This is a genomic window from Methylohalobius crimeensis 10Ki, assembly GCF_000421465.1.
GTDB classification, from domain to species: Bacteria; Pseudomonadota; Gammaproteobacteria; order Methylococcales; family Methylothermaceae; genus Methylohalobius; species Methylohalobius crimeensis.
Window position 1 is genome coordinate 1,910,200 of record NZ_ATXB01000001.1, and the last position, 22,302, is coordinate 1,932,501.

The 22,302-nt window shown below is 59.3% G+C and carries 27 protein-coding genes; 4 read left to right on the forward strand and 23 right to left on the reverse strand.

Going from position 1 to position 22,302, the window contains the following annotated elements:
- Positions 1 to 27 precede the first annotated feature (27 nt).
- On the reverse strand, positions 28 to 228 hold the full coding sequence (locus H035_RS0109565) for a hypothetical protein (RefSeq protein WP_022948757.1): 201 nt from the start codon (positions 226 to 228) through the stop codon (positions 28 to 30).
- A 144-nt stretch (positions 229 to 372) separates the two neighbouring features.
- Here H035_RS0109565 and H035_RS0109575 point away from each other — a divergent pair, with 144 nt between their 5' ends.
- Positions 373 to 1,875 (forward strand): sodium-dependent transporter, encoded by a 1,503-nt coding sequence (locus H035_RS0109575; RefSeq protein WP_022948759.1) that lies wholly within the window; start codon positions 373 to 375, stop codon positions 1,873 to 1,875.
- The gene (locus H035_RS0109580; protein WP_022948760.1) at positions 1,872 to 2,999 is read left to right on the forward strand and encodes an aminotransferase class V-fold PLP-dependent enzyme; all 1,128 of its coding nucleotides are present in this window, start codon (positions 1,872 to 1,874) and stop codon (positions 2,997 to 2,999) included. Before H035_RS0109575 ends, H035_RS0109580 begins: the two co-directional genes overlap by 4 nt.
- Here H035_RS0109580 and H035_RS0109585 read toward each other — a convergent pair.
- The 14 genes from H035_RS0109585 to H035_RS0109650 form a co-directional block, all read right to left on the reverse strand.
- Positions 2,974 to 3,762 carry a TatD family hydrolase gene (locus tag H035_RS0109585; protein ID WP_022948761.1) on the reverse strand — a complete coding sequence of 263 codons (789 nt, stop codon included), beginning with the start codon at positions 3,760 to 3,762 and terminating at the stop codon, positions 2,974 to 2,976. The two genes, H035_RS0109580 and H035_RS0109585, sit on opposite strands and share 26 nt — an antisense overlap.
- 28 nt (positions 3,763 to 3,790) lie before the next feature.
- A complete protein-coding gene (locus H035_RS0109590) occupies positions 3,791 to 4,162 on the reverse strand; it encodes a PilZ domain-containing protein (RefSeq protein WP_022948762.1) in 372 nt (123 codons plus the stop codon).
- Positions 4,159 to 5,148, reverse strand: a complete 990-nt coding sequence (gene holB, locus H035_RS0109595) for a DNA polymerase III subunit delta' (protein ID WP_022948763.1) — start codon at positions 5,146 to 5,148, stop codon at positions 4,159 to 4,161. The genes H035_RS0109590 and holB overlap by 4 nt, the downstream gene beginning before the upstream one ends.
- Positions 5,136 to 5,768, reverse strand: a complete 633-nt coding sequence (gene tmk, locus H035_RS0109600) for a dTMP kinase (RefSeq protein ID WP_022948764.1) — start codon at positions 5,766 to 5,768, stop codon at positions 5,136 to 5,138. The genes holB and tmk overlap by 13 nt, the downstream gene beginning before the upstream one ends.
- Positions 5,765 to 6,766 carry an endolytic transglycosylase MltG gene (mltG, locus tag H035_RS0109605; RefSeq protein WP_022948765.1) on the reverse strand — a complete coding sequence of 334 codons (1,002 nt, stop codon included), beginning with the start codon at positions 6,764 to 6,766 and terminating at the stop codon, positions 5,765 to 5,767. Before mltG ends, tmk begins: the two co-directional genes overlap by 4 nt.
- Positions 6,763 to 7,611, reverse strand: coding sequence for an aminodeoxychorismate lyase (pabC, locus tag H035_RS0109610; protein ID WP_022948766.1), 849 nt, complete (start codon positions 7,609 to 7,611; stop codon positions 6,763 to 6,765). Before pabC ends, mltG begins: the two co-directional genes overlap by 4 nt.
- 32 nt (positions 7,612 to 7,643) lie before the next feature.
- A complete protein-coding gene (fabF, locus tag H035_RS0109615; protein WP_026596467.1) occupies positions 7,644 to 8,891 on the reverse strand; it encodes a beta-ketoacyl-ACP synthase II in 1,248 nt (415 codons plus the stop codon).
- Between the two features lie 67 nt (positions 8,892 to 8,958).
- Positions 8,959 to 9,195 carry an acyl carrier protein gene (gene acpP, locus H035_RS0109620; protein WP_022948768.1) on the reverse strand — a complete coding sequence of 79 codons (237 nt, stop codon included), beginning with the start codon at positions 9,193 to 9,195 and terminating at the stop codon, positions 8,959 to 8,961.
- Between the two features lie 81 nt (positions 9,196 to 9,276).
- Positions 9,277 to 10,017: a 3-oxoacyl-ACP reductase FabG gene (gene fabG / locus H035_RS0109625; RefSeq protein ID WP_022948769.1), complete on the reverse strand. Its 741-nt coding sequence runs from the start codon at positions 10,015 to 10,017 to the stop codon at positions 9,277 to 9,279.
- Complete coding sequence (fabD, locus tag H035_RS0109630; protein WP_022948770.1) at positions 10,014 to 10,952, reverse strand: ACP S-malonyltransferase; 939 nt, start codon at positions 10,950 to 10,952, stop codon at positions 10,014 to 10,016. The genes fabG and fabD overlap by 4 nt, the downstream gene beginning before the upstream one ends.
- 18 nt (positions 10,953 to 10,970) lie before the next feature.
- Positions 10,971 to 11,936: a beta-ketoacyl-ACP synthase III gene (locus H035_RS0109635; protein WP_022948771.1), complete on the reverse strand. Its 966-nt coding sequence runs from the start codon at positions 11,934 to 11,936 to the stop codon at positions 10,971 to 10,973.
- Complete coding sequence (gene plsX / locus H035_RS19070) at positions 11,933 to 13,006, reverse strand: phosphate acyltransferase PlsX (RefSeq protein ID WP_022948772.1); 1,074 nt, start codon at positions 13,004 to 13,006, stop codon at positions 11,933 to 11,935. The genes H035_RS0109635 and plsX overlap by 4 nt, the downstream gene beginning before the upstream one ends.
- Positions 13,007 to 13,078: 72 nt before the next feature.
- Positions 13,079 to 13,276, reverse strand: coding sequence for a 50S ribosomal protein L32 (gene rpmF, locus H035_RS0109645; protein ID WP_022948773.1), 198 nt, complete (start codon positions 13,274 to 13,276; stop codon positions 13,079 to 13,081).
- Between the two features lie 21 nt (positions 13,277 to 13,297).
- A complete protein-coding gene (locus H035_RS0109650) occupies positions 13,298 to 13,807 on the reverse strand; it encodes a YceD family protein (RefSeq protein WP_022948774.1) in 510 nt (169 codons plus the stop codon).
- Positions 13,808 to 13,890: 83 nt separating this feature from the next.
- Between H035_RS0109650 and H035_RS0109655 the strand changes: the two genes are divergently transcribed.
- Together H035_RS0109655 and H035_RS0109660 are read left to right on the forward strand one after the other, a co-directional pair.
- Positions 13,891 to 14,481 (forward strand): Maf family protein, encoded by a 591-nt coding sequence (locus H035_RS0109655; protein ID WP_022948775.1) that lies wholly within the window; start codon positions 13,891 to 13,893, stop codon positions 14,479 to 14,481.
- Entirely contained in the window at positions 14,478 to 14,993 is a 516-nt protein-coding gene (locus tag H035_RS0109660; protein WP_022948776.1) for a Smr/MutS family protein, read from the forward strand. Before H035_RS0109655 ends, H035_RS0109660 begins: the two co-directional genes overlap by 4 nt.
- Here H035_RS0109660 and H035_RS0109665 read toward each other — a convergent pair.
- The 8 genes from H035_RS0109665 to H035_RS0109700 are packed head-to-tail and all read right to left on the reverse strand — an operon-like array spanning position 14,975 to position 22,118.
- Entirely contained in the window at positions 14,975 to 15,802 is an 828-nt protein-coding gene (locus H035_RS0109665; RefSeq protein ID WP_022948777.1) for an undecaprenyl-diphosphate phosphatase, read from the reverse strand. The genes H035_RS0109660 and H035_RS0109665 overlap by 19 nt on opposite strands.
- A gap of 1 nt (position 15,803) precedes the next feature.
- Positions 15,804 to 16,841 carry a tRNA pseudouridine(13) synthase TruD gene (gene truD / locus H035_RS0109670; RefSeq protein ID WP_022948778.1) on the reverse strand — a complete coding sequence of 346 codons (1,038 nt, stop codon included), beginning with the start codon at positions 16,839 to 16,841 and terminating at the stop codon, positions 15,804 to 15,806.
- Positions 16,838 to 17,323 (reverse strand): 2-C-methyl-D-erythritol 2,4-cyclodiphosphate synthase, encoded by a 486-nt coding sequence (ispF, locus tag H035_RS0109675; RefSeq protein ID WP_022948779.1) that lies wholly within the window; start codon positions 17,321 to 17,323, stop codon positions 16,838 to 16,840. Before ispF ends, truD begins: the two co-directional genes overlap by 4 nt.
- Complete coding sequence (ispD, locus tag H035_RS0109680) at positions 17,320 to 18,015, reverse strand: 2-C-methyl-D-erythritol 4-phosphate cytidylyltransferase (RefSeq protein ID WP_022948780.1); 696 nt, start codon at positions 18,013 to 18,015, stop codon at positions 17,320 to 17,322. The genes ispF and ispD overlap by 4 nt, the downstream gene beginning before the upstream one ends.
- Positions 18,012 to 18,308, reverse strand: a complete 297-nt coding sequence (gene ftsB / locus H035_RS0109685) for a cell division protein FtsB (protein WP_022948781.1) — start codon at positions 18,306 to 18,308, stop codon at positions 18,012 to 18,014. The genes ispD and ftsB overlap by 4 nt, the downstream gene beginning before the upstream one ends.
- Complete coding sequence (gene eno / locus H035_RS0109690) at positions 18,305 to 19,588, reverse strand: phosphopyruvate hydratase (RefSeq protein ID WP_022948782.1); 1,284 nt, start codon at positions 19,586 to 19,588, stop codon at positions 18,305 to 18,307. The genes ftsB and eno overlap by 4 nt, the downstream gene beginning before the upstream one ends.
- Before the next feature lie 57 nt (positions 19,589 to 19,645).
- Complete coding sequence (kdsA, locus tag H035_RS0109695) at positions 19,646 to 20,488, reverse strand: 3-deoxy-8-phosphooctulonate synthase (protein ID WP_022948783.1); 843 nt, start codon at positions 20,486 to 20,488, stop codon at positions 19,646 to 19,648.
- Between the two features lie 13 nt (positions 20,489 to 20,501).
- Positions 20,502 to 22,118, reverse strand: coding sequence for a CTP synthase (locus tag H035_RS0109700; RefSeq protein WP_022948784.1), 1,617 nt, complete (start codon positions 22,116 to 22,118; stop codon positions 20,502 to 20,504).
- Positions 22,119 to 22,302 lie beyond the last annotated feature (184 nt).

A 22,302-nucleotide genomic window follows, 5' to 3' on the forward strand; every position in this document is an offset into this window, starting at 1 on the left:
TATACATAGGGACGAATAAAGGGAATTTCAAGCGATGAAACGCCGTTTGCGCGCCTCTTTTCGCTCCTCCCGCTTTTTCTCCGCCACCGGCTGCTGCATTTTGTAGCAGAACCAAAAGACGATCAGGAGTAAAATCCACCACTTGACCCAGAAAAGGGTATGCATGAGGTTGATGACTTCGGCATGGGTCATGGCATAGGCGTTGAAAGCCTCGAAAAACTCGGACATGGTCGTCACCTATTCGGATTGGGACAATTCAAAATTACGCTCACCCATTCATCAAGTCAATGAAAGGGGGGACAACATGCGCTTGATCCGACGCGGGATTTTCACGTAGAGTTCCCTTCATCGGCGCTTATAACGGAAAACAATATGGCCCGTGAACAGTGGAAAAGTGAAGTGGGGTTTCTGATGGCCGCGGTGGGTTCCGCCATCGGCTTGGGAAACATTTGGCGTTTCAGCTACCTTGCCTACGAACACGGCGGCGGCGCGTTCATGATCCCCTATTTGACCGCCCTCCTGACCGCCGGCATCCCTCTCCTCATCCTGGAATACGCCATTGGTCACGAGCGCATCGGCTCGGCGCCCCTGGCCTACGCCAAAATCAGCCGGCGCTGGGAATGGGTCGGCTGGTGGCCGGTGTGTTTCGTGATGTTCGGAATCGTACTCTATTACACGGTGATCATCGCCTGGTGCCTGGCTTATTTCTTCTACTCCTTCGGGCTGGAATGGGGCGCCGATCCCGACCAATTCTTCTTTCAGAAATTTTTGGCCGTCTCCGATTCCCCCGCCGATTTGGGGGAAATCCGTACCCCCGTTCTAATGGGCTTGGCGGTGATTTGGTTCATCAACTGGGGGGTGGTCTACGGCGGAGTGCAGCGAGGCATCGAATTGGCCAACAAGATCTTGATGCCCACTCTGATGGTTTTAATCGCCGTCCTGGTTTTCTGGTCCCTCAGCCTGGAAGGGGCCTGGACCGGCCTCAAGGCCTATGTCACCCCGGATTTTTCCAAGCTCACCAACCCCAAAGTCTGGATCGACGCCTACAGCCAGATCTTTTTCACCCTCAGTCTGGCCTTCGGGGTCATGATCACCTATGCCAGCTACCTGCCGGATAAGGCCAATATCACCGGCAGCGCCCTGTTGACCGCGTGCATCAACTGCGGCTTCTCCTTGTTCGCCGGGATCGCCGTCTTTTCGGTCCTGGGTTTCATGGCCACCGCCGAAAACAAACCCCTGGCCGATGTGATCAGCCAAAGTATCGGCCTGGCGTTCGTGGCTTATCCCAAGGCGATCAGCATGATGCCGGGGGGCAATCTGTTCGGGGCGGTGTTTTTCCTGTGCCTGGTGGTGGCGGGCCTGTCGTCCTCGGTGTCGATCACCGAAGCCTTCGTATCGGCGATCGTGGACAAATTCGGAGTCCGGCGCCAACCCCTGGTGACGGGGGTTTGCGTCCTGGGTTTTGTCGGCTCGATGATGTTCACCACCCGCGCCGGCATGTTGTGGCTGGACATCGTCGATCATTTCATCACCCATTACGGCTTGGTCACCGTCGGCATCTTGGAATGCCTGGTGATCGGCTGGCTGTTCGACCTGCCCATGCTGCGCGACCACATCAACCGCATCTCCAGCGTTCAATTGGGGGGGATCTGGGATATTTTGATCAAAGGCTTCGTCCCCTTGGTGCTGATGGTCATTTTGATCGGCGATTTGTATCAGGATTTACGCGTTCCTTACGGGGATTACGATTGGACCGCCTTGATTTTGATCGGACGCGATTGGCTGCTGTTCACCCTGGTGCTGGCGTTCTTCCTCGCCACCCGCCCCTGGCGCACCAAAAACCACCGCCGTCCCGGCCGAGGTGCGAAAACATGAGCCATCCCGAATTTTCGCTGAGTTCGGACCTGATTTACCTCAACCACGCCGCGGTGGCGCCCTGGCCCCGCCGGACCCAAGATGCCGTAATGCGTTTCGCCGAGGAAAACGCCCGCTTCGGCGCCGCCCATTACCCCCAATGGCAGGAAACCGAACGGCGTCTGCGCCGGCATTTCCAGGCCCTGTTGAACGCCCCTTCCCCCGACGACATCGCCCTGGTCAAAAACACCTCCGAGGCGCTTTCTTTCGTCGCCTACGGCCTGGACTGGCAAGCCGGCGACAACGTCGTCACCAGCAACGAGGAATTCCCCTCTAATCGAATTCCCTGGGAATCGCTCCGCGCTCGGGAGGTGACTCTGCGCCAGGCGGATTTGAGCCGGGCCTCGAACCCGGAGGAAGCGCTGTTTTCCCTGGTGGACCGTCGCACCCGTCTGCTCACCGTCAGTTCGGTGCAATACGCCAGCGGCAGGCGCATGGATTTGAAGCGAATCGGCGAATTTTGCCGCCAAAACGGCACCCTGTTCTGCGTGGACGCCATCCAAAGCCTGGGAGCATTACGCGCCGACGTTCAGGCGTGGCAGGCGGATTTCGTTATGGCCGACGGGCATAAGTGGCTGCTGGGTCCGGAGGGCATCGGGGTTTTCTATACCACGCCGACAGCGCGCGACCGCTTGCATCTGACCCAATACGGCTGGCACATGGTGGAACACGCCGGCGACTACGACCGGCCCGATTGGGAAATCGCCCGCAGCGCCCGCCGTTTCGAATGCGGCAGCCCCAACCAATTGGGCATTCACGCCCTGGAGGCGAGCCTTTCGCTTTTGCTGGAAATCGGCATGGAATCGGTGGAGCAGCAAGTGTTGGCGGGTGCGGAATATCTCATCGAGCGGATCCAGGGGGATGACGAGTTGATGCTGCTGACCCCGCCGGATCGCCACGCCGGCATCATTACTTTCCGACCCCCGAGCGGGGATCTGGAATCTCTCTTTCGACACCTTCGCCAGGAAGGCATCGTCTGCGCCATGAGGGGCGGAGGAATCCGTTTCTCGCCCCATTTCTACAATACTCTCGAAGAACTGGATCGAGCGCTGGCAACGGTTAAGCAGGGACCGCCGCCAGGGTGAACAAATCGTAGAAATTACGGGCGCTGACCTCCGCCACCCGTTCGAAAGAAACGCCGCGCAGTTCCGCCACCTTCTCCGCCACATGGCGAACGTAGATGGGATAATTGGGTTTACCGCGAAAAGGCACCGGCGCCAGATAAGGCGAGTCGGTTTCGATCAGAAATCGGTCCTCGGGAACCTTGGCCGCCACTTCTTGAATCTCGGGGGCATTTTTGAAGGTCACGATGCCGGAGAAGGAAATGTACAGATTCATCTCCAGAGCACGCTGGGCCATGTCCCAATCCTCGGCAAAGCAGTGCAGCACGCCGCCGATTTCCGCCGCCCCCTCCTCGGCCCAGATTTTTAAGGTGTCCTCCTTGGCCGCCCGGCTATGAACGATCAGCGGTTTACCCAAGGCCTTGGCCACCTGAATGTGCTGCCGGAAACGGGCCCGCTGCCAATCCAGTTCGCCCTCGCTGCGGAAATAATCCAAGCCGGTTTCGCCGATGGCCACCACCCGTTCTTCCCGGCCGTATGCCAAGAGCTGTTCGGTGGAAATTTCCATTCCCTTGCAGTCGTTGGGATGGACGCCGACGGCGGCGGAAATCTCGTCCGGATAGGACTCGGCCAAGGCCCGTACCCGGGGATAGGTTTCCAGATTGATGCCCGGACACAGCATGTGGGCGATCCTCTCCTCCCGGGCATGATCCATAAATCGGTCGAAATCCTTATCGTACGGCTTCAAATCGAGCCGATCCAAATGACAGTGCGAATCGATCAACATGAGAGAATTTTTCAGGAGTCAAGAATCGTCACATGGTATGCGTCGGCCGCTCGGTTTGCAACATGCCGGCCAGATGGGTTTCGATCTTGTCCCGGGTTTTTCCCTGATCCTCCACGCTGAATTGCACCCCCACGCCCGCCGCGCGATAGCCTTCCGCGCCTTTCGGCGTCACCCAGACGATCCGACCCGCCACCGGAATCCGTTCAGGCTCGTCCAGCAAACTGAGGAGCATAAATACCTCGTCGCCGATCTCGTAATTCCGGGTGGTGGGAATAAACAAGCCGCCATTGCGGACGAACGGCATATAGGCGGCATACAGCGCGTTTTTATCCTTGATGGTCAAGGACAAAATCCCCTGTTTCGCCTTGTTCTCTTCTCCGGAGCCTTTCGATTGAGTCATGCCTTGAGTGCCGGGATTTCCAGAAACAACGTTTCCAACTGCAATTGCTTGTTGAGGTGGGTATTGAGCGCTTCCCGCACCTCCAACAAATAGCGCCAGAATTTGAACAGTCGCTTTAAGTTTAGTCCCTTCGCCTGATCCTGCAACAAATCCCGCTGATCGGGATTCGACAACCGCCCTCCCAACGCCATGGAAAGCCGCACCAAATCCGCGATGATCGCCAACAACCAGGTCACCACCTGTTCCAGCGATTCATCCCCCCACTTCTGAGCCAGCACCACGGGATCCCCCTGCTTCTCGAGCAAGCGGACCCAGGTTTTCAGGAATTCGCGCCGTTTGGCCGGCCCTTCGCCTTGCAGCCACTCGAGTGCCGCCAGCGGGGCACCGCCGTTGAGCGCCAACGCCAACTCGGCCGCTTCCTCGCCGAACCCTTGCGATGCCAGCCACGGTCGGGATAAGGCCGAAGGCGGAGCCGCCAATTTCAACTGTTGACAACGACTGCGGATCGTCGCCGGCAGACGCGAGGGAAATTCGCTGAGCAAAAAAATCACCGTGTCCGGCGGCGGTTCCTCGAGGGTCTTGAGAAAAGCGTTGGCGGCCGCCGCGTTCATCCGGTCGCTGAATTGGATAATCACCGTCCGGCCCGGACGATAATGGGGTTTCAGCGCCAAGGCGGCGATCAGATCGCGGATTTTGTCGATGGTGAGTTCCTTGCCCGCCTCCGGCGCCACTTCCAGCCAATCGGGGTGGGTCTCGGCCGCCACCCTTCGACACGCGGCACAAGCGCCGCAGGCGGATTGATGCTCACACAGAAGGTGACGGGCGAAGCGGCGCACTAGATGATACTTGCCCACACCAGCCGGTCCGCTCACCAACAGAGCGTGAGGCAAGCGGCCTTGGCCGCGATAGGATTCCAACTCCCGCCACCACCCCGTCTGCCAAGGAAGCTCGGTATTTTGAGAACTGATCGAATCTATTCCCGCCACGCGTCCACCAAGGGTTGCAGATAATGCATGATTTCCCGTTGGACCCGGGGAAGGGATTGGGTAACGTCGATGCGCTTGATCCTATCCGGATATCGCTGGCCCAAGGACAAATAGGTGCGCCGCACGCGCTGCATGAATGCCAGGGCCTCATCCTCGAATCGATTCACTTCCCCCCGCGCCCGGGCACGCTCGAGACCCACCTCCACCGGCGCATCCAAAAGCAAGGTCAAATCCGGTTTGCACTCTTTTAGCAGCCATTCCTCCAGGTACTCGATGCGCTGCCAGGGCATTCCCCGGCCCCCGCCCTGATAGGCGAAACTGGCATCGACGAAACGATCGCTCACCACCCATTTGCCCTGGGCCAGGGCCGGCAAGATCAGCTCGTGGACGTGATGCACCCGGCCGGCGAACAAAAGCAGTAGCTCCGCTTCCGGAAGCAAACTCTTTTCGGTGACAATCAGTTCCCGCAAGCGCTCGCCGATGGGCACCCCGCCCGGTTCCCGGGTCGTCACCACCTCGATCCCGACGCCTTCGAGAAAGGAACGAATAGAGTCCAGGTTGGTGGTCTTGCCGACGCCTTCCCCGCCTTCCAGAGTGATGAAACGGCCTCGCCGTTTCATGGGTGCTTTTGATAACGGGCCACCGCCCGGTTATGGGCCTTCAAGGTGGCGGAAAACACGTGACTGCCGTCTCCTTTGGCCACGAAATAGAGTTCGTCGCCGTCTTCCGGGTGGAGGACGGCGTGAATGGAATCGCGTCCCGGCAGCGCAATGGGCGTGGGCGGCAAACCCGACCGGACATAAGTATTGTAGGGCGTATCGGCGCGCAAGTCCCGGTAACGGATATCTCCATCGAAAGCATCTCCCATGCCGTAAATGATGGTCGGGTCGGATTGCAGCAACATGGCTTTTTGCAGGCGGCGAATGAATACGCCTGCAATTTTAGCCTGCTCGTCGCGGAGCGCGGTTTCTTTCTCCACGATGGAGGCCAGGATCAAAGCTTCGGTGGGGGTTTTCAAGGGCAGTTCGGGCGCCCGCCGCTCCCATTCTTCGTCCAGCACTTGCTCCATGCGCCGATAAGCCCGGCGCAATATCTTGCGATCGGTGGTCCCGCGAACGAAAAAATAAGTGTCGGGAAAAAAACGTCCTTCCGGATGACCCGGAGGCAAACCCAATTCAGCCAGCAGATTTTCCTCGCCGATTCCCTCGAGAGTCGTTTGGAGCGCCGGCGTGGAACGCATAGCGGTCAGCATTTCCTTGACCGTCCATCCTTCGATGAGGGTGAGCTTGTGCTGCTTGACTTTGCCCGAAACCAACAGATCCAGCAATCCCTTGAGGGTGGTGCCCGGTTGGATCTCGTATTCTCCGGCTTTGATGTCGCCCGACACCCCTTGCTGGAGAGCCAGGAGGTATAACCACAACTTTTCCTCCAGCAACCCTTGGGCCTCGAAACGTTGCGCCACCGATTTGAGCGATTCGCCTTTATGGATTTCGAACACGACCGTCTCGGTATTGGCCAGCGGCTTTTTCAAAGCGCTGCGATATTCAGACACGCCCCAGCCGGCGGCGCCGAGCACCGCCACCACGATCACGATCAATCCCACCAGAAGCGTTTTCATACGATTTCCTCTTGCACCAGACACCGCTTCCAATCCGACATCAGACGAGCGGTGAACGATCCCACCGGCCAACTGCCCCGAACCGGCCGATCTACACCCGCCACCACCGGAATGACACCGATGACGCTGTTAGTCAAAAAGACTTCCTCCGCCTCCGCCAAGACCTCGGGCCGCGCCCGCACTTCTTTCACCGCCGCATTCCATTGCCGGGCTCGATCCAGCACCCATGCCCGAACCACCCCGGCCACCCCGCAACGATCCACCCGCGGGGTAATGAGAACGCCCGAGCGGCGCCAAAAAACATTGCTTAGCGTCCCTTCGACCAGAAAACCTTCGCCGTCGCACATCAATCCCTCGTAGACGGAAGGATCGTTCCATTCCTTCCGCGCCAAGACTTGTTCCAGACGATTGCAGTGTTTGATTCCGGCCAACGCCGGATTGATGCCGAGGCGGGTATGGCACAAACGCACTCTGGCCCCCCGCTTCCGGAGTTCTTCCAGCCCGTCGGGCAGGGGGTGGAGGCGCCATACTCGAGTCGGCTGCGTTTCCTGCGGCGGCGTATATCCGCGCCCGCCGGAGCCGCGGGTCAACTGAAACTTTAACACGCCCTCGGGCAACCCCATGCAAGCTGTATCGGCTTCGCGGCGAAGCAACTCGGAAGAGGGAAAAGGCAGGTCCAAACGTTCGCATCCGCGGCGGAGACGATCCATGTGGCGCTGCCAGAACAAGGGCACGCCCCGGTGAATTCGGAAGGTCTCAAACAGACCGTCTCCGTACTGAAATCCTCGATCGGCCGCATCCACCCAACGATGCGGTCGACCGTTGATCCATACAGACGAGGTCATAGATAGCCGGCGCCCCACAATGCGGCGCGAGGTCAGTCGCTAAACCGTTTGAAGATCAAAGTGGAATTGGTGCCGCCGAAGCCGAAGGAGTTGGAAATGGCGATATCGATATCCATTTCCCGAGCCGTATGGGGAACGTAATCCAAATCGCATTCCGGATCCGGCTCGTCCAGATTGATGGTCGGAGGAACCACCCGATCGCGAATGGCCAGCGCGGTGAAAATCGCTTCGATCCCGCCTGCGGCGCCCAGCAAATGGCCGGTCATGGACTTGGTGGAACTGACCGGAATCCGATGGGCGGCTTCTCCGAAGACCTTTTTGACCGCCCGCGTCTCGGCCAAATCCCCGGCCGGCGTGGAGGTCCCGTGGGCGTTGATGTAATCCACCTGCTGCGGATCGATCTTCGCCGAGCGCAAGGCACGACGCATGCACAATGCCGCCCCGTCCCCCTGTTCCGGAGGTTGGGTCATGTGATAGGCGTCCGCGCTGGCCGCGTACCCGATCAATTCGGCGTAAATGGGCGCCCCCCGTTTTTGGGCATGCTCCAGGGATTCCAACACCACCACCCCGGCGCCCTCGGACAGCACGAACCCATCCCGATCCTTGTCCCAGGGACGGCTCGCCCGCCGGGGATCGTCGTTGCGCCTCGACAGCGCGCGGGCGGCGGCGAAACCGCCGAGCCCCGTGGGCGAAATGGGATATTCGGCTCCCCCCGCAATCATGACATCGGCGTCGCCGGTGCGGATGATACGGGCCGCCTCGCCGATGTTATGGTTGGAGGTGGCGCAAGCGGAAACGACGGCGAAGTTGGGCCCTTTAAGCCCCTTCATCACGGAGAAATTGCCGGAAATCATGTTGATGATATTGGCGGGGACGAAGAACGGGGAAATCCGCCGCGGCCCCCCCTGCAAAAATGCGGAGTGACCGTTTTCGATGCCGGTGATGCCGCCGATTCCGGCGCCGATCGCCACGCCCATCCATTCGGCGCTTTCCTCGGTGATTTCCAAGTTCCCATCGTCGAACGCCTGACACGCGGCGGCGATGCCGTAATGGATGAAAGGATCCATTTTTTTGGCCTCCTTGGCCGTCATGTAATCCGTTATGTCGAAGTCCTTTACCGTCCCGCCGAAACGGGTGGAAAACCCGCTCACGTCGAAGTATTCGATCGGACCGATTCCGCAGTTGTTACCGGCGAGAATATTCCGCCATGCGTCGGCAATCGTGTTTCCCACAGGGCAGACAATACCCAACCCGGTGATGACAACCCGTCTTTCGTTCAACTCGCTTACCTGACCAAATACAAAAAAACAAAAGCCCGCAAGGCATGGATGACCCTGCGGGATGGAATCATTTGTTCAGGTTGCTTTCGATGTAATCGACCGCTTCCTGAACGGTGGTGATTTTCTCGGCTTCTTCGTCGGGGATTTCGCAGTCGAATTCCTCCTCCAGGGCCATCACCAATTCCACGGTATCCAGCGAATCGGCGCCCAAATCATCAACGAACGAAGCGTCGTTGGATACCTCCTCCTTGACGCCCAATTGCTCAGCCACAATTTTCTTTACGCGTTCTGCCACGTCACTCATGATTTTCTTATTACCTCGGTAAAGTTATGTTTTATACCAGGGCGGGCATTTTAATGGCCGCCCTCCCCAAACACAAACTTTTTACGGCATATACATGCCGCCGTTCACATGCAGGGTTTCTCCCGTAATATAAGCCGCTTTGTCCGAGCAGAGGAAAACCACCGCGTGGGCGATTTCCTCGGCATCTCCCAATCGCCCCACGGCGATTGCTTGCAACAGGGCCTCACGCTGCTTTTCCGGCAGCTCTCGGGTCATATCGGTATCGATGAACCCCGGCGCGACCAGATTGGCCGTAATGCCCCGGGAACCGACCTCCTTGGCCAGGGATTTGGTGAATCCGGCCATGCCCGCCTTGGCGGCGGCATAATTGGCCTGGCCGGGATTGCCGGTCGCTCCGACCACCGAACCGATGTTGACGATCCGCCCCCAGCGCGCCTTCATCATGCCGCGCAGGCAAGCCTTGGACAGCCGATAGACAGCAGTCAGGTTGGTATCGAGGATGGACAGCCACTCCTCCTCCTTCATCCGCATGACCAAATTATCGCGGGTAATGCCGGCGTTATTGACCAATGCCACCGGCGGACCGAATGCTTCGCCGGTCGCCTCCACCACCGCCTGGACTTGATCGGCGTCGGTTACGTCCAATACCATTCCCCTGCCCGAAGCGCCGCTTTCCGCAAGGGCTGCAGTGATGTTGTCGGCGCCGCTTTGCGAAGTGGCGGTCCCGACGACCGTCCACCCCTCGTGAGCCAACTGCATCGCGATGGCCCGGCCGATTCCCCGACTGGCGCCGGTGACCAGGGCGACTTTCTCCGCTTTCATTCCAATGCCTCCAATGCGTTCGCCAATGTTTTCGGATCGTGAACCGGTAGTGCGATGCACTCCGGAACAATGCGCTTATTGAGCCCGGTCAATATCTTGCCCGGGCCGCATTCGACGAACTCCTGCACCCCTTGATCGCGCAGAAAACGGATCGTGTCGCTCCAGCGCACGGGGGAATACAATTGTTCCGCGAGCAGCGCCCGAATCACCTCGGGGGCGGCGTGGGTGCCCACGTCAACGTTGTGGACGACGGTCACCTCGGGCATTTGCACCGACGTCTGCTCCAATAAGCGCGAGAATTCGGCGGCGGCCGGGCGCATTAGGTCAGAATGGGAAGGCACACTCACCGCCAACTTCAACGCCCGTTTGGCACCGGCCTGTTTAGCCGCCTCGCATACCTCGGCCACGGCCTCCGCTTCGCCGGCGATCACCACCTGCCCCGGGGCGTTGAAGTTGGCCGCCGACACCACCCCCGCAGAGGCATGTTCCCGGCATAAGCGCACCACGATGTGATCCTCCAGCCCCAGAACCGCCGCCATGGCGCCCTTTCCTTCCGGCACCGCACTTTGCATCAAACGACCGCGTTCGGCCACCAGACGAACCGCGTCGGCGAAATCCAAGGCGCCGGCACAAACCAAAGCCGTGTATTCTCCCAAGCTGTGCCCGGCCATCCATGCCGGCCGCACCGATGTGCGCTCGGACCAAACCCGCCAAACGGCCACCCCCGCCGCCAACAGAGCCGGCTGGGTATTGGCGGTCTGGTTGAGCCGATCCTCCGGCCCCTCCTGCACCAATTGCCACAAATCCCAGCCGAGCGCCCGGGAGGCTTCGGCGAAAGTTGCCTCCACCTGCGGGAACGTTTGCGCCAATTCCGCCAACATCCCGAGGGACTGCGACCCCTGCCCGGGAAATACGAACACCAGATTCGAATGCATATCACCTTCAACCATCGATTAATACCGTATCAATGCCGATCCCCAGGTAAAGCCGCCCCCGAATGCTTCCATCAAAAGCACTTGACCGCGGCGAATGCGACCGTCCTGGATCGCTTCGTGCAGCGCCAACGGAACGGAAGCGGAAGAAGTATTGCCTTGCTTCTCGATGGTGACCACCACCCGCTCCATGGACATCCCCAGTTTGCGAGCCGTCGCCGCAATGATGCGAATGTTGGCCTGGTGGGGAACCAGCCAATCCACCTGGGACTTGTCCAGGCCGTTGGCCATCAGGGTTTCGTCGACGATCCGCCCCAAGGTATTGACGGCGATCTTGAAGACTTCGTTACCCTGCATTTTCACGTAAGGAAACTCGCCGTGGATGCCCGCATCCGGATTGGGCAAATAAAGCAGATCCTGATAGCGACCGTCGCCGTGGATATGCGTGGAGAGGATGCCCGGCTCGCTGGAAGGCTCCAAAGCGATGGCGCCGGCGCCGTCGCCGAATAAAATACAGGTGGCGCGATCGCTCCAATCCACCAAGCGGGAATTGATCTCGCTTCCCACCACCAGCACCCGCCTGGAGGTGCCGGCGCGGATAAACTGGTCGGCGATGCTGAGGGAATAGACGAACCCCGAACAAGCCGCCTGGATGTCGAATGCGCCACACTGGCTCCGAATGCCGAGCCGCTGCTGCAACATGCAAGCGGCGCTGGGGAAAATTCGATCCGGCGTACTGGTCGCCATGATGATCAAATCCACTTCCTCCGGATCCCAGCCGGCCGCTTCGATCGCTTGACGAGCCGCGATTTCCCCCATGCTCGAAGCGGTCTCTTCCGGCGCCGCGATACGCCGTTCCCGAATCCCGGTGCGCTCCAGAATCCAAGCGTTGGAGGTATCCACTATTTGGGCGATATCGTCATTGGTGCGCACCGATTCGGGCAAATAGCCGCCGGTTCCGGCAATGTGGGAATAATATCGGCTCATGCGTTACTTATCCGGACCGAGGGCGATTTGGAGGCGGCGGATTCGTCCCCGTGATTCGCGAAAATAGTGGAAACCCGCTCCCCGATCCGCTGGGGCACCGCTTTATCGATCTCCAGGAGCGCCATGCGTATGGCATTGGCAAAAGCATAACGATCGGCGTTGCCGTGGCTTTTGATCACGATCCCTTGAAGCCCCAGCAAGGACGCCCCATTATAACGGCGCGGGTCGAAGCGCCGCTTGAAGGATTTGAGTACCGGCAAGGCCATCAACCCCACTATTTTGGTGTAAAGATTGCTGCGGAATCCATCCTTGAGCGTTTGGCCCAAAAGCCGCGCCAATCCCTCGACCGTTTTCAGCGCCACATTCCCCACGAATCCGTCGGTGACCACGATGTCCACATCTCCCATGAAGATATCGTCGCCTTCGATATAGCCGATGAAATTCAGATAGGAATCGCTCAACAGCTTGGCCGCCTGTTTGACCTGCTCGTTGCCTTTGATTTCTTCCTCGCCGATGTTGAGCACCCCTACCTTGGGGGCTTCCACATTTTCCAGCGCGCGCACCAATTCGTGGCCCATCACCGCAAATTGGTATAGATGCTCGGCGCTGCAACCCACGTTCGCCCCCATGTCCAAGATATGGGTATGACCGTGTAGGGCAGGCAAAGACACGATGATCGCCGGCCGGTCGATCCCCGGGATGGTCTTGAGGACGAAGCGCGCCGTGGCCATTAGGGCGCCGGTGTTGCCGGCGCTGACACACGCATCGGCCTCGCCGTCGCGCACCAGATTCAAGGTGACCCGCATGGAAGAATCGCGCTTGTTGCGCAATGCCTTGGATGGCAAATCGTCCATGCTGACCACCTGGGAGGCGTGGCGAATCACCAATCGCTCCCGGGCGGCGTGATCGTGGCGTTGCAACTCCTCCGTGATCGCATCTTGCTGTCCCACCAAGATCAACCGCAAACCGGGAAATTCTTGGAGGCAGTCCAATGCTGCTGGAACCGTGACTTCCGGACCGTAATCACCACCCATCGCATCCAATGCGACTACGGGTGTCCGACTAGGCATGATTCAAGCCTGCACTTATGTTAAACATGGGGTTTTTCTGGTCTGGAAAGAAATTAAGCTCGGAAAAGAAACTTACTCTTCCTCGAATTCTTCTTCCTGTTTGACTTCGATTACGTGCTGACCACGGTAGTAACCGTCCGGGCTCACATGGTGACGCCGGTGGGTTTCGCCGGTCAAGGGATCCTGGGAAAGGGTCGGTTTCTTCAATGCATCGTGGGCGCGACGCTTACCGCGCGTAGCACGAGTTCTTCGGTTTTGTTGTACCGCCATGATGAATAGCTCCTTAATGTCTCAAGAATTGTCCGTCTTCAACTTTTCCAATTCCGCAAACGGGTTGCGACGCTCGGATGCCTTTTCCGTCGCGTCACCGGTCTTAAACGCGGCCGGTTCACAATCGGCATGCCGCGGTATGGGAGGGATCGCCAGAATCAATTCGTCCTCGACGATGTCCCCGAACGGAATTCGGGCCTCCGTCAACAGCAACGGTTCGTAAGGCTCCGGAAGCAGATCGCCTTCGTCTATGGAAGTCACCACCCCCAAATTGACCGAGCTGCGAACTTCGATCCACAAAGGTTCCAGACAACGCTGGCAAATCACTTCCAGATCGGCGGACACCCGACCGGTGATGACCGCCGTGCGCCCTTCCCGGGCAAAACTCAAATCCACATCCACCGCGTCATCCAGATTCAAGATCATGTCCCTCAGCCGGCTCAAGCACCTCAACGGCAACTTTCCCCGGCACCGCCACCCCTGGTCCGCGCAGACGAGGGGATCGATCAAATCAGGTAGATGCGTCGGCATAATTGAGAAATAATATCGGTTATTGGCAAAACCTGTCAAAATAATGTGAGATTTTCTTTTACCATCAACTCGTAATCGCGGCTATGGAGACACCCCCACTCGTTCTCGCCTCCGGTTCCCCTTACCGGCGCGGCTTGCTGGAAAAGCTGCAATTGCCGTTCGTCACCGCGGCGCCGGAGATCGACGAAACCCCTTTTTTCAACGAATCCCCGGACCATCTGGCGATGCGCCTGGCGGCGGCCAAGGCAAAGGCGGTGGCGGAAGCATTCCCGCAACATCTGATCATCGGCTCGGATCAGGTGGCGCTGCTGGGCGGGCGAAAATTGACCAAGCCCGGCGGTTACGAAGCCGCGGTAGCGCAACTGGAGGCAGCCTCCGGTCGGAGCATGTGTTTCTATAGCGGCGTCAGCCTCCTGAACGCCCGCACCGGCCGCCAACTGAGCGCCGCGGACGTGTGCAAAGTGCATTTTCGAAGCTTGTCCAAGGAGGCGATCGAAGACTATATCCGCCGCGAACAGCCTTACGACTGCGTCGGCGCATTCAAGGCCGAAGGACTGGGCATCAGCCTATTCCGGCGGATTGAAGGCGACGATCCCAACGCGCTGATCGGATTGCCTTTGATTCAGCTTATAGACCTTCTGGGGCGTTTCGGCATCAAAATTATCGGATCATGAGTATCGACGACAAAGACAAGGACTTGTTCCGCCGCGCCGTCGCCGGAATCCGGCCCCTATCCTCCGATCAGGGCCGAGCGTCCGCTCCTCGGCGCCGAAGAATCGCCCGATCCGTCCAAAGGCTCGCCGAGGAAACGGTCGAGGTGGGAGAAGTCGGCTTCGGCGAAACGATCAGCTACTTGCGTCAGGGTCACGATCAGCGTCTGCTCAAAAAACTGCGCCAAGGCAATTTCCCGCCCCAAGCGGAGCTGGATCTGCACGGTCAAACCCGCACCCATGCCCGAGCTTTATTGGAGGATTTCCTGATCGAGTGCCGTTGGCGGCGGGTCCGCTGCGCCCTGATCATTCACGGCAAGGGTTGGCGTTCGGACAATTTCCAACCCGTTTTAAAAAATTTCCTCAACCAGTCACTGCCTGGATTCCCCCAGGTGATCGCCTTCTGTTCGGCCAAGCCCAGCCACGGCGGCACCGGCGCCCTGTACGTGCTATTTGCTCAAAACCAAAAGAAATAAAACAAGACACCTCCGAGTACCAAGCGATATAACACGAAGGGAAGCATCCCGACGCGTTCCAATAAGCCCAAAAACCAGCCGATGCAGCCATAAGCGCTCAATCCCGACACGGCCACGCCCAAGCCCAGCACGTACCAATCCACGGCTTCGGCTCCCTGGATCAAATCGAGGGTTTTCAAACCGCCCGCCAGGAAAATCACCGGAATGGACAGCAGGAAGGAGAAGCGTGCCGCCGCCACGCGATCCAATCCCAGCAGCAAGCCGCCGGTCAGGGTGATGCCCGAGCGGGAAGTGCCCGGAATCAGCGCCGCCGCCTGAAACAGGCCGATCACCACGGCGTCTCGCCAAGTCAATCGATCGAGTCCTCGGCGCTCGGGCGCCAGCGCCTGGGCCAACCACAGCAGGAGACCGAAAACAACGGTGGCCGTAGCGATCACCAAGGGGGAACGGAGAAAGGTCTCTACCCAATCCTTGGCCAAAAGGCCCGCCACCCCCACCGGCACGGTGCCGATCAAGACACCCCAACCCAAAACCGCGTTGGGGTTCATGCGTTGTTCCGCCGCTTCAAGCGTGTCCGAAGCGAAAAACAAGGATTTGAACCAATCCTTCAGGATGCGTCCCAAGTCGTGGCGAAAATAAGTCACCACCGCCAGCAGAGTCCCCACGTGAACCGCCACGTCGAACGCCAAGCCCTGGTCCGCCCAATCCAAAAACACCGGCACCAGAATCAGATGGGCCGAACTGGAGATGGGAAGAAACTCGGTCAGACCCTGGATCAGGGCCAACCAAAAAGCATGCTCGCACGCCAACTCAACCTCCTGAATTTTCGGTTTCGATCAACTCGCGCACCAGACTCGTGGCATAGGCTCCGGAGGGAAGTTCGAAAACAAGCGCCAGATCCGAATCGCGCCACGTCCAATCCAACTCTCCCACGCGAACCCGGAACGGTCGACGCATTCCCTTGACGCCCGCATTTTCCAAACCTCGAGCCAGCTTCGGACACGCCTCGATGACTCGACTTTCAATCGCGCCGGCATCCAGGGTCGCCCGCTCTCCTTCCCGCCCCCACAAGGGACCGGTGGGGTGCAGCTGCAACGCGGCCACCCGTGAGCGAATGTCGGCATCCGGCGATTCAGCCAAAAAACCCGCACCGCCGCCGTCGAACATCAGCCAGTCTCCGGGCAGCGGCGTATGCCAATTGTTTTGCTCGATCCGGGCGGCAAGCACTTGATTGAACAAGAAAGAGCGGGCTACGGAAAGATACAAGCTGCGCAAATGACGATTGCGAACAACGCTTTGACCGGTCAATAGATTTTCCGCCCGGCTCAGATTGCCCCCTTCGCGGCCGAAGCGTTGGGGACCGAAATAATTGGGCATGCCTTGGGCCTTGATCCTCGCCAGAACCGAATCTATGCGCTCTCGATCCCCGTTCAAAGCGCGCAGACAGAGCCTGAAACGATTTCCTCGAAGCGCGCCTCGTTTGAGTTTGCGTCGATTGCGCGTGCATTGGCGTATCCGGATCGTGTCTCCGTTCAATGCGTGCCACGGCAAATCCGGCCGGCCCGGCAGGTGAACGCTGAACCATTGCCACGTCAACCCGTGGCGATCCTTGAGACCGGCATAACCGATGCGGCCACGGGATACATCCGCAAAGCGGGCCAACATCCCGGCCGCCTGCTCCGTATTGAGCTCGCGCTTTTCGACCCACAAAAATACGTGTTCGCCATCACCGGAAGGCTCGAAGCCGAGCACTTCTTCCACCTGGAAATCCTCCGGCTGGCGCTTCAACATCCCTTTTCCATACGGCCCGCCGTAAACGCGCGGCCAATCCGGAATCGGCCAAGTCACCTTGGCCGCTCGAGCAAAGCTACCGCGTAGGCGGAAATCCCTTCGCCCCGGCCCTCGAAGCCCATTTTTTCGGTGGTGGTGGCTTTCACGTTGACCTGGTCCGGCGAAATCTCCAGATCGGCGGCGATATGGTCCCGCATGGCGGGAATGTGCGCGGCCAATCGAGGGGCCTGACAGACGAGGGTGAGATCCACATTGACCGGCGCCCAATTCAACTCATCCAAAAGCGAACGTACCCGGCGCAGCAGCACCCGGCTATCGATCCCCTTGAAGGCGGGATCGGAATCGGGAAAATGGCGCCCGATATCGCCCTGCCCAGCGGCCCCCAACAATGCGTCGCACAAGGCATGGAGGGCCACGTCGCCGTCGGAATGGGCCGCCATCCCTTGCTCGAAGGGGATCTTCACGCCGCCTAAAACCACATGATCGCCGGGCTTGAACCGGTGGGCGTCATAGCCTTGACCGATGCGAAACGCGCTCATCTTCGCTCCAAATAAAATTCCGCCAAAGGCAAATCCTCCGGCCGAGTGATCTTGATATTGTCCGGACTGCCCTCCACGATTCGAGGGCGAAGTCCGGCCCATTCCACCGCGGCGGACTCGTCGGTCACCGCCTCTTCGGCCGCCAGGGCTTTCTCCAAGGCGTCGCGCAATACCCGATAGCGAAACATTTGCGGCGTCAGCGCCCGCCACACCCGACTCCGGTCCAAGGTGGCGCCGATCCGGCCGTCCGCCACCTCCTTGAGGGTATCCACCGAAGGCAAAGCCAGAATGCCGCCGACCGGGTCGTCGCACAAGGATTCGATCAATCGCTCCGCATCCTCGGGTTTGAGACAGGGACGGGCGGCATCGTGAACCAGCACCCAATCTTCATCGTGGGCCACCTCCGCCAACGCCCGCAAGCCCGCCAACACCGAATCGGCGCGCTCCTTTCCTCCCGCCGTGGTAGCGATCCGGGAATCGCTCGCCACCGCCAGCTCGGGCCAATAGGGATCGGTCGGGGCCAATGCCACCATAATCCGGTCGAGTCGCGCCACCGCCAGTAGACTGGCCAGGGTATGCTCGAGCACCGATCTCCCCGCCAGGGAAAGATACTGTTTGGGCACGCCGACCCGCATGCGCTTGCCGACACCCGCCGCGGGCACCACCGCCCAAAATCGCAGACGATTTGTCATGGACGACTCTCCTCCGGCGCGCTTCGAGTCACCATCATGACAAAGGTTTCCCCTTGTTCGATCATGCCCAAATCCCGACGCGCCCGTTCTTCCACCGCCGCCAGATTATGCTTCAAATCCCTGACCTCCGCCTCCAAGGCTTGATTCCGCTCCCGGCGCTCGGCCACTTCCTGTTTGAGCTCGGCCACCTGGGTCTGCAGGCGACGACGTTCCATGAACCCGCCGTCGCCGAACCAGAGACGATATTGCAGGACGAAAAGCAGAAGCCCCAGCAAGGCGATGACAAATCTCACTGCAAATGCGCAAAGGCACCGCGTCCGGGATAGCTCGCCTGATCGCCCAACTGCTCCTCGATTTGAAGCAGGCGGTTGTATTTGGCGATTCGATCGGAGCGACTCAAAGAACCGGTCTTAATCTGCCCGGTTCCCCAGGCCACCACCAGATCGGCGATGGTGACATCCTCGGTCTCGCCGCTGCGGTGGGAAATCACCGCGGTATAGCCGGCATCGTGCGCCATCCGCACCGCCGCCAAGGTCTCGCTCAAGGTGCCGATCTGGTTCACCTTGATCAAAATGGAATTGGCGATTCCCTTGTCGATCCCTTCCTTCAGGATCTCGGGATTGGTGACGAACAGATCGTCGCCCACCAATTGGATGCGGCCGCCCAGTTTGTCGGTCAAAATCTTCCAGCCTTGCCAATCATCTTCGGCCATGCCGTCCTCGATGGTGATGATCGGATAGCGGTCCACCCAGCCGGCCAAATAAGCGGCGAAACCTTCAGAATCGTAGCTTTGGTTTTCGGAAGCCAGCACATACTTGCCGTCTTGATAGAATTCGGAACTGGCCACATCCAATCCCAGCGCGATGTCTTCCCCCGGTTTGTAGCCGGCTTTTTCGATGGCTTCCAGAATCACCTTGAGGGCTTCTTCGTTGGAGGACAGATTCGGCGCGAATCCGCCTTCGTCGCCCACCGCGGTGTTCATGCCCCGGTTTTTCAGCACCGTCTTCAAATGATGGAACACTTCGGCCCCGTAGCGCAGCGCCTCGCTGAAGTTGGGCGCGCCCACCGGCAGGATCATGAATTCCTGGAAATCCACGTTGTTATCGGCATGGGCGCCGCCGTTGATGATGTTCATCATCGGTACCGGCAGGCGCCAGGCGTCGCAATCCTTGAAATAACTGTAAAGCGGCACCCCTCCTTCCTGGGCGGCGGCATGGGCGGCGGCCAGGGAAACTGCCAAGATCGCGTTGGCGCCCAGGCGACCCTTGTTGTCGGTACCGTCCAGTTCGATCATGCGATTGTCCAGCGCTTGCTGGTCGGCCGCGTCCATGCCCACCAACGCCTCGCGGATTTCGGTATTGACGTTGTTGACCGCCTTCAGCACGCCCTTGCCGAGATAGCGTTTGGAATCGCCGTCGCGCAGTTCCACCGCCTCCCGCGCGCCGGTGGAAGCACCCGAGGGCACCTTGGCGAGGCCGACGATGCCGGACGCCAGTTTGACTTCGGCTTCCACGGTAGGATTGCCGCGCGAATCCAGGACTTCACGCGCATGAATGTCTACGATTTTGGCCATAATTCCTCCCAAATATAAATATTGATACAAAACTCATCGAAACCTAGGCTTACCGCTTCAAACGGTATCCTCTAAGAATTGACCCGCCTTCACGCTCTGATCCAGCGCCATCAGGGTCTCCAACAAGGGTTGGATTCGAGCCAGCGGCCAGGCGTTGGGCCCGTCGCTGAGCGCCTTGTCCGGGTCCGGATGGGTCTCCATGAACACCCCGGCGATGCCCGCCGCGACCGCCGCCCGGGCCAGCACCGGAACGAATTCGCGTTGACCGCCGGAAGCATGGCCTTTTCCTCCCGGCAACTGAACCGAATGGGTGGCGTCGAACACCACCGGACAGCCGGACTCGCGCATCACCGCCAAGGAGCGCATGTCCACCACCAGGTTGTTGTAGCCGAAGCTGACGCCGCGCTCGCAGACCATTATCCGGTCATTGCCTGCCGCCTTGGCCTTGGTCACCACATGACGCATATCCCAGGGCGCCAGAAACTGACCTTTCTTGATATTGACCGGCAGGCCCTGACGCGCCACGTTCTGGATGAAATCGGTCTGGCGGCACAGGAAAGCCGGGGTCTGCAGCACATCCACCACGGAGGCCACTTCCGCCAAGGGGGTGTACTCGTGGACGTCGGTCAACACCGGCACGCCGACGGTTTCCTTGACCTTGGCCAGAATCTTGAGCCCTTGCTCCAGCCCCAGACCGCGAAAACTTTCCACCGAAGAGCGGTTGGCCTTGTCGAAGGAAGATTTATAGATGAAAGGTATCCCCAGCGTGGCGGTGATTTCCTTCAATCTCCCGGCGGTGTCCAGGGCCAATTGCTCGCTTTCGATGACACAGGGACCTGCGATCAGAAACAGCGGATGGTGCAAACCCGCCTCGACACCACACAAAGAAATGCTAGTCATGTTGCTACGCCTTTTAGTGCGTCAGGGCCGCGCGGATAAAGCCGATGAACAAGGGGTGACCCTGGCGCGGCGTGGAAGTAAACTCGGGATGGAACTGACACCCCAGAAACCAGGGATGCTCCGGAATTTCGACGATTTCCACCAACTGATCGTCGATGGACCACCCCGAAATCCGAAGGCCGTTTTGCTCCAGCACGGCTCGGTAATGATTGTTGAACTCGTAACGATGGCGATGCCGCTCGTTGATGATCTCCTCGCCGTACGATTGGAAGGCCAAGCTATCCCGCTTCAAGCGGCACGGCTGAGCGCCCAAACGCATGGTCCCGCCGAGATCGGCGGCGGCGGTGCGGCGTTCGATCGAACCGGTGACATCTTGCCACTCGGTGATCAGGCCGATGACCGGATGGGGACTTTCCGCCTGGAACTCGGTGCTATGCGCGCCTTCGAGATCGGCCACGTGGCGGGCGAAATCGATCACCGCCACCTGCATGCCCAGGCATATTCCCAAATAGGGGATGCCGCGCTCCCGGGCGAAGCGGGCAGTGGCGATCTTGCCTTCGATCCCCCGTTGGCCGAACCCGCCGGGCACCAAAATGGCATCGGTTCCCTCCAGACACGTGGTGCCGCGAGCCTCCACATCCTCCGAATCCACGTAGCGGATCACCACCTTGGTGCGGGTATGGATACCGGCATGAACCAACGCCTCGTGAAGCGACTTGTAGGCATCGGTATGCTCCACGTATTTGCCGACGATGGTGACGGTGGTCCGATTCTCCGAATGTTCCAGGGCGTCGATGACGTTTTGCCACTCGGAGAGATCGGCCGGCGGCGCCTCGAGGCGCAACTTATCCAGCACGATCCGATCCAGCCCTTGTTCGTGAAACAACAGCGGAATCCGATAGATGGAGTCGGCGTCCACCGCCGAAATCACCGCCGCTTCGGGCACATTGGTAAACAGCGCGATCTTGCGCCGCTCCGATTGAGGCAGCCCTTTTTCCGAGCGGCACAGGAGCACGTCCGGCTGAATCCCGATGGCTCGGAGTTCCTTGACCGAATGCTGGGTCGGCTTGGTTTTGAGCTCTCCGGCGGAGGAAATGTAGGGCACCAAAGTCAGATGCATGAAGATGGCCCGTTCCGGGCCCAACTCCACATCCAGTTGGCGGATCGCCTCCAGAAAGGGCAAGGATTCGATATCCCCCACGGTACCGCCGATTTCGATCAGCGCCACGTCGTATCCTTCGGCGCTTTCGAGGATCACCCGCTTGATTTCGTCGGTGATGTGGGGAATCACCTGCACCGTCGCGCCCAGATAATCGCCGCGCCGCTCCTTGCCGATCACGGTCTCGTAGATCTGACCGGTGGTCCAATTGTTCTTGCGCGTCATGGTGGTACGCACGAAACGCTCGTAGTGCCCCAGATCGAGGTCGGTCTCAGCCCCGTCCTCGGTGACGAACACCTCGCCATGCTGATACGGGCTCATGGTGCCCGGGTCCACATTGATATAGGGATCCAGCTTGGTCAACGTCACCTTGAGACCTCGCGCTTCCAGAATCGCGGCCAACGAAGAGGCGGCAATTCCCTTCCCCAAGGAAGATACGACGCCACCGGTGATAAAAATATATTTGGTCATGAAAAATTCAGGCAGGAAGGCTTCCAGATCGACATAAGCCGACTATTTTACTCGACCGGCATCTTTACGTCACGATTGACAGGCGGACGATTCCGAACATCAGCTCGATCGGCAATGGCCCGCCTCCCCCCATCCCTTGCTCGATTTGTGGTCAACTCGGGATTCGGCGGCCGATTCTGCCAGA